The 6,325-nt window shown below is 67.9% G+C and carries 5 protein-coding genes; 2 read left to right on the top strand and 3 right to left on the bottom strand.

Features of this window, described 5'->3' with window-relative positions; translation table 11 throughout:
* Nucleotides 1-232 precede the first annotated feature (232 nt).
* The 3 genes from ACYP5B_RS21810 to ACYP5B_RS21800 form a co-directional block, all read right to left on the bottom strand.
* The gene (locus ACYP5B_RS21810) at nt 233-1,549 is read right to left on the bottom strand and encodes a sigma-54-dependent transcriptional regulator (protein ID WP_459571051.1); all 1,317 of its coding nucleotides are present in this window, start codon (nt 1,547-1,549) and stop codon (nt 233-235) included.
* 8 nt (nt 1,550-1,557) lie between these two features.
* Nucleotides 1,558-3,543 carry a sensor histidine kinase gene (locus tag ACYP5B_RS21805; RefSeq protein WP_459571049.1) on the bottom strand — a complete coding sequence of 662 codons (1,986 nt, stop codon included), beginning with the start codon at nt 3,541-3,543 and terminating at the stop codon, nt 1,558-1,560.
* A gap of 82 nt (nt 3,544-3,625) precedes the next feature.
* Nucleotides 3,626-4,927, bottom strand: coding sequence for a dicarboxylate/amino acid:cation symporter (locus ACYP5B_RS21800; protein ID WP_400091488.1), 1,302 nt, complete (start codon nt 4,925-4,927; stop codon nt 3,626-3,628).
* 410 nt (nt 4,928-5,337) lie between these two features.
* On the opposite strand from ACYP5B_RS21800, the gene ACYP5B_RS21795 reads away from it, so the two are divergent.
* Both ACYP5B_RS21795 and ACYP5B_RS21790 read left to right on the top strand, forming a co-directional pair.
* Complete coding sequence (locus ACYP5B_RS21795) at nt 5,338-5,658, top strand: (2Fe-2S) ferredoxin domain-containing protein (RefSeq protein ID WP_400091410.1); 321 nt, start codon at nt 5,338-5,340, stop codon at nt 5,656-5,658.
* Between the two features lie 91 nt (nt 5,659-5,749).
* The coding region (locus ACYP5B_RS21790; RefSeq protein ID WP_459571047.1) for an alpha/beta hydrolase at nt 5,750-6,325 on the top strand (576 nt) is incomplete at its 3' end.

Here is a 6,325-nt window from a genome sequence, read left to right as displayed (position 1 = left end):
TCGCCTTCTTTGCCTACTTTCTTGGCGAGACAAGAAAGTAGGTCGCCTCCCCGCAGGGGAGGTGAAACTGCCTTTGACTTTGACGTTAAGCCGTTGAATTTGCAGTGAAGCAGCACGGATGGTGAACAAGCAGGCATCCGACAAGCCAACCCCACATCCAACACCCGCCCTCTCCCCCGCCCCCACTCGACACGGTTGCTCTCCCACAAGTGGAAGAAGGGAGCAAACCCTGCTACAGCCCGTAGCGCTTGATCTTGTCGTACAGCGTGGCCTTGCCCACCTGCAGCAGGTCCGCCGCCTGGCTGACCGCGCCGCCGGTGCGCGCCAGCGTATCGGCGATGACGGCGCGCTCGTAGTGCTCCATGCGCTCCTTGAGCGGCGTGGAGTCGTCGAGCGCATCGGCGCGCGTGCCGCCCTCGGGCACGCCCAGCACCAGGCGGTCGGCGGCATTGCGCAGCTCGCGCACGTTGCCGGGCCAGGCGCGCTGCATCAGCGCCTGGCGCTGCAGCTCGGAGAGGATGGGCGCGGGGCGCTGGTAGCGCACCGCCGCCACCAGCATGAAATGCTCGAAAAGCGGCACGATGTCCTCGCGCCGCTCGCGCAGCGGGGGCAACGGGATGGTGACCACATTGAGCCGGTAGTAGAGATCCTGGCGGAACGTGCCTTGCGCCGCCAGCGTCTCCATTTCCCCCTTGGCCGCGGCCACGATGCGCACATCGATGGCGATGGAGGCATTGGAGCCGAGGCGCTCCAGCGTGCCCTCCTGCAGCACGCGCAGCAGCTTGACCTGCAGCGCCAGCGGCATGCTCTCGATCTCGTCGAGGAACAGCGTGCCACCCGAGGCGTGCTCGAGCTTGCCCACGCGGCGCTTGCCGGCGCCGGTGAAGGCGCCGGCCTCGTGGCCGAACATCTCGCTCTCGAAGATGGCCTCGGGCACCGCACCGCAGTTCAGCGCCACAAAGGGCGCCTGGTGGCGCGGCGACAAGGCGTGCAGGCTGCGCGCCACCAGTTCCTTGCCGGTGCCGGTCTCGCCGTTGATCATCACGGGCACATCGGTGGCGGCCACGTTGGCCACCAGCGTGCGTACCTGCTCGATGGCCGGCGAGCGCCCGATGATGCGCGTGCCCGCGGCCGGGCCGGCCAGCTCGCGCCGCAGCGCGCGGTTCTCCAGCTCCAGCGCGCGCCGCTCCAGTGCGCGGCGCACGGTCTCGGTCAGGCGGTCGGCGCCAAAGGGCTTCTCGATAAAGTCGTAGGCGCCTTCGCGCATGGCCTGTACCGCCATGGTGATGTCGCCGTGGCCGGTGACGAGGATCACCGGCACGCCCGGCGCCGCGTTGCGGCAGTGGTGCAGCAGGTCCAGCCCGCTGGCGCCGGTGAGGCGCACGTCCGTCACCAGCACGCCGGGAAACTCCGGGGAGAGATGCGGCATGGCGGCTTCGGCAGAGGGCAGCGCCAGCACGGAGAAGCCAGCCAGCTCCAGGCTCTGCGCGGTAGCCTGGCGTACCAGGGGTTCGTCTTCGACGAACAGGACACGCAATCCGTCTTGCATGGCAATGCTCACTCAGTATGGGTGGGAGAGATGGACGTGGCGGCGGCGCGGGGCGCGCCGCCTTCGGGCGCGGGCGCGCGCCGCAGCATCACCACGAATTCCGCGCCGCCGCCGGGCCGGTCGGCCGCGCTCAGCTGCCCGCCGAACTCGCGCACGATGGACGACGATATGGCCAGGCCCAGGCCGAGCCCCTGGCCGATCTCCTTGGTGGTGAAGAAGGGTTCGAACAATCGCGGCAAGGCGTCGGCGGCGATGCCGGTGCCATTGTCGCGCACCGCGATGCTAACCGTGTTGCCGTGCTCGCTCACCGCCACCTCCACGCAGGGCGCGTGCGGCGCGGCCGTGGCCAGCGCATCGAGGGCGTTGCCGATCAGGTTTAGCAGCACTTGCTCGAGCTTGAGCTCATCCGCCCACACCGCCGGCCCGGGCGGCTGGGACAAGCCATCCACCTTCAGCGCGACGTGGCCCAGGCGCGGGGCCATCAGCGCCAGCACGTGATCCAGCGCGGCGCGCACATGCACCGCGTGCCGGCGCTGGCGCGCCTTGCCGGCAAACAGCTTGAGCTGCCCGGTGATCTTGCCCATGCGCGTGGTGAGGTCGGCAATGGCAACGAGGTTGCCGGTAGCCGCATCGAGCTGCCCGCGCTCCAGCAGCACGCGCGTGTTGTCGGAGAACGTGCGCAGGGCCGCCAGCGGCTGGTTCAGCTCATGCGTGATGCCGGCTGCCATCTGGCCCAGCGCCGCCAGCTTGCTGGCCTGCACCAGTTCGTCCTGCGCCGCGCGCAGCTCGCTCTCGGCGCGGATGCGCTCCGCCACTTCGGCTTCCAGCTGCTCGTTGATGGCCATCAGGTCGGCGGTGCGCGCCTCCACCCGGCGCTCCAGCTCGTCGTAGGCGGCTTCGAGCAGGCGCCTGCCGTATTCGATATCGCGCGCACGCTGGCGGCGCTGGCGCCAGTTGAACAGCAGCAGGCACATGCACGCATAGGCCAGCGCCGCCCCGACGGTGGCATTGCGCGCACTGGCCAGCACCGGGTCCAGCGCGGCCATCACCTGCATGGTCCAGTCGGCCGGGCCCACCTTGCGGCTGATCTCGAGGTAGCGCTCGGCGTTGCTGCCGGTGCCGATGCGCACCAGCCGCGCGCCCTCGCCCAGCACTGTCCGGCCGAGCCACTGCGTAACGGGGGATTGCAGCGCCTCCAGCGGCAGCGGCCTGACTTCCTGGTCATGGTACTGGCGCGTGCGGTCCAGCTCGGATTGCAGCTCGCTCGGCAGCGGCTGCAACGTGCGGTACTGCCAGGCCGGCACCGAGGAGAGGAAGATCACGCCATGCTCGTCGCTCACCATCACCGGCTCGGCGCCGCCGGCGCCAGCGCGCTGGAACCACTCCAGGTTGAGCTTGACCACGGTCACGCCCACCACGCGGCCCCCAACCTTCACGGGCTGGGCAATGTAGTAGCCGGGCTCGTCGCTGGTGATGCCGATGGCGTAGAAGCGCCCGATCTCTCCGCGCGATGCGCTCTGGAAGTAAGGGCGGAAGCGGTAGTCGGTGCCGACAAAGCTGCCCGGCTCGTCATGGTTGCTGGCGGCCAGCGCGAGGCCGTTGGCGGCAATGACATAGGTGGCCGAAGCGCGCGCGCGGCGATTGACTTCGGACAGGTAGCGGTTGGCCGCCGCCACGCGCACGGGATCGCCGGGCGCGGCCAGCAGGTCATGGACAAAGGGATGGAGCGAGACCAGCGCGGGGAGGAACTCGTAGCGGTCGAGCGTGCTTTCCAGCGTGGCCGCGTAGCGATCGGCGCGGGTGGCCGTGGCCTGCTGCAGCCCATCGATGCCGCGCTGCATCGAAAACAGCCAGGTCAGCGAGCACAGGACTACCAGGCCGACGGCAAGTGCCGCGGCGAAGCCCCGCCAGGTTCCGCCGCCATCGCCTGGCGCGTGCACCAGGCGGGCGGAAGCGGGATCATGCACGGCGAGGAAATCGTCGGAATGTGGCATCGGCGCATGCGTTGGGACACGCGCCGATGATACCCGCTGGCGGGCGGCGCCGGCTGGCGCCGCCGCTCCGGAGGCCGGGACCTCAGCGGACGCCGGTGCCGGCTTCGGCAAGTTCGGCCGTGTCATCGCCGCCACGGCGCAGCATGCGGTCAAGCTGCGCGCGGTCGAGTTCATGCTCCCACGCCGACATCACCACCGTCGCCACGCCGTTGCCGATGATATTGGTCAGCGCACGGCACTCGCTCATGAAGCGGTCGATGCCGAGGATCAGTACCATGCCGGCCACCGGAATGTCCGGCACCACCGCCAGCGTGGCGGCCAGCGTGATGAAGCCGGAGCCGGTCACGCCGCTGGCGCCCTTGGAGGTGATCATCGCCACGCCCAGGACGGTGAGCTGCTGCAGCAGTGTGAGCTCGATGCCGGTGGCCTGGGCGATGAAGAGCACCGCCATGGTCATGTAGATGTTGGTGCCATCGAGGTTGAAGGAGTAGCCCGTGGGCACCACCAGCCCCACCACCGATTTGGAGCAGCCCAGCTTTTCCAGCTTTTCCATCAGGTGCGGCAGCGCCGCCTCCGACGAGCTGGTGCCCAGCACGATCAGCAGCTCTTCCTTGATGTAGGAAATGAAGCGGAAGATGTTGAAGCCCGTCAGGCGCGCTACCGTGCCCAGCACCACCACCACGAAGACGATCGCGGTGACGTAGAAGGTGCCGATCAGCTTGAGCAGCGGCACCAGCGAGCCCAGGCCGTACTTGCCGATGGTAAAGGCCATCGCGCCGAACGCGCCCAGCGGTGCCACCCGGGTGATCACGTGAACGATGTGGAAGAACACCTTGGACACCTGCTCGACGAAGTCGAACACGATCTTCGAGCGCTCACCCATGGCCGCCAGCGCCGAGCCGAAGAACAGCGAGATCAGCAGGATCTGCAGGATGTCGCCGTTGGCGAACGCGCTGACCATCGTATCCGGGATGATGTGCATGAAGAACTCGACTGTGCTCTGGCCATGCGCCTGCGTCACATATTGCGAGATCGCCTTGGTGTCGAGCGTGGCCGGATCGATGTTGAAGCCCACGCCCGGCTTGAGCAGGTGCGCGGACAGCAGGCCGATCAACAGCGCGAAGGTGGAGATCACCTCGAAGTAAAGCAGCGCCTTGCCGCCGACCCGGCCCACCTTCTTCATGTCGCGCATGCCGGCGATGCCGGACACCACGGTACAGAAGATGATCGGACCGATGATCATCTTGATCAGTTTGATGAAGCCATCGCCCAGCGGCTTCATGGCTACGCCCGTAGCGGGCCAGAAATGCCCGAGCACGATGCCCACCGCGATGGCGAACAGCACCTGCACGTACAGGATCTTGTAAAAGGGTTTCCTCATGATGTCGTCCTCGGTATTTGACCGTGCCCGCCGCCGCAGCAGCGGCAGGTTCGCGCGCCCTGCAAATGGAGCGTGTCTGCCTTAAGCATCGCAACGGCCGTGCCAGGCCGGCCGGCGCCGCCAAGTCACTGATTTCAAAAGGAAGCTGGCAAAGCGGACGACCGTTCACTCCGATTTTCCGGAATTCCGGAAAACGGCCGTCCGGAGATCCGGACGATCTGGCCGGCGTGGGTGCGCGCTACGCCACCCGCGGCCGCGGCGCAGCACGCGCGGCTTCGAAGCGCGTTCCCAAAGCGTCGAACCGCCCCCCATGACGCCGTATAATTCAGCCCTTCCACCCATTCCTTGCGGCCGGCGCGCGCCCCGGGCACTCTTTGCCTCCTGCGTTGCCGCCGCCGATACGCCCACCACGCATGCGCAGCCATTACCAGCACCACGTTTTCTTCTGCCTCAACCAGCGCGAGGACGGCGGCGCCTGCTGCGGCGCGCATCACGCGCAGGCCATGCAGGAATACGCCAAGAAACGCTGCAAGGCGCTTGGTATTTCCGGCGGCGAAGGCCGCGTGCGCATCAACAAGGCCGGCTGCCTGAACCGTTGTGAACTCGGCCCGGTGCTGGTGGTCTATCCCGAGGCCGTCTGGTACACCTTCGTCGACGAGCAGGACATCGACGAGATCATCGAGAGCCATCTGGTGGGCGGCAAGCCGGTCGAACGCCTGATGGTCGATCACTGATTGACCTCAGCCGCCAGCCTCGGCTGAAACGCTGAATCACTGAAACCCGGGCGCCACGGCGCCAGAGCCAGTCACCCTGCTTCCTGTTTCCATGAACGCCCATACCCAGGTACTTACCGTCGCCGGCCCAGTCGGCGCCATCGACGTTTCGGTCGACCTGCCCCAGGCCGGCTTCCCGCGCGGCCTCGCGCTGGTGGCGCACCCGCACCCGCTGTTCGGTGGCACCAAGGACAACAAGGTGGCGCAGACGCTGGCACGCAGTTTCGTGCAGCTTGGCTACGCCACCGTGCGCCCGAACTTCCGCGGCGTCGGCGGCAGCGCCGGCAGCCATGACAACGGCGTGGGCGAGCAGGATGACCTGCTGGCCGTCATCGACTGGATGCGCACCCAGTCCACTTGGTCGCCGGATGCCGCCACGCTGCCGCTGGCGCTGGCCGGCTTCTCGTTTGGCAGCTTCGTGGCCAGCCACGTCGCCCGGCGCCTGGCCGAGGCCGGCACGCCGGTGCAGCGCCTGGCCATGGTGGGCACCGCCGCCAGCCGCTGGGAAGTCGCCCACGTGCCGGCCGATACCATCGTCATCCACGGCGAGCAGGACGACACCGTGCCGCTGGCAAGCGTGTTCGACTGGGCCCGGCCGCAGGAACTGCCGGTGATCGTGATCCCCGGC

Source organism: Cupriavidus sp. 8B (genome assembly GCF_054589115.1).
Note: the sequence above shows the minus strand (reverse complement) of the source record. Positions and strands in the feature narration are given on the sequence as shown.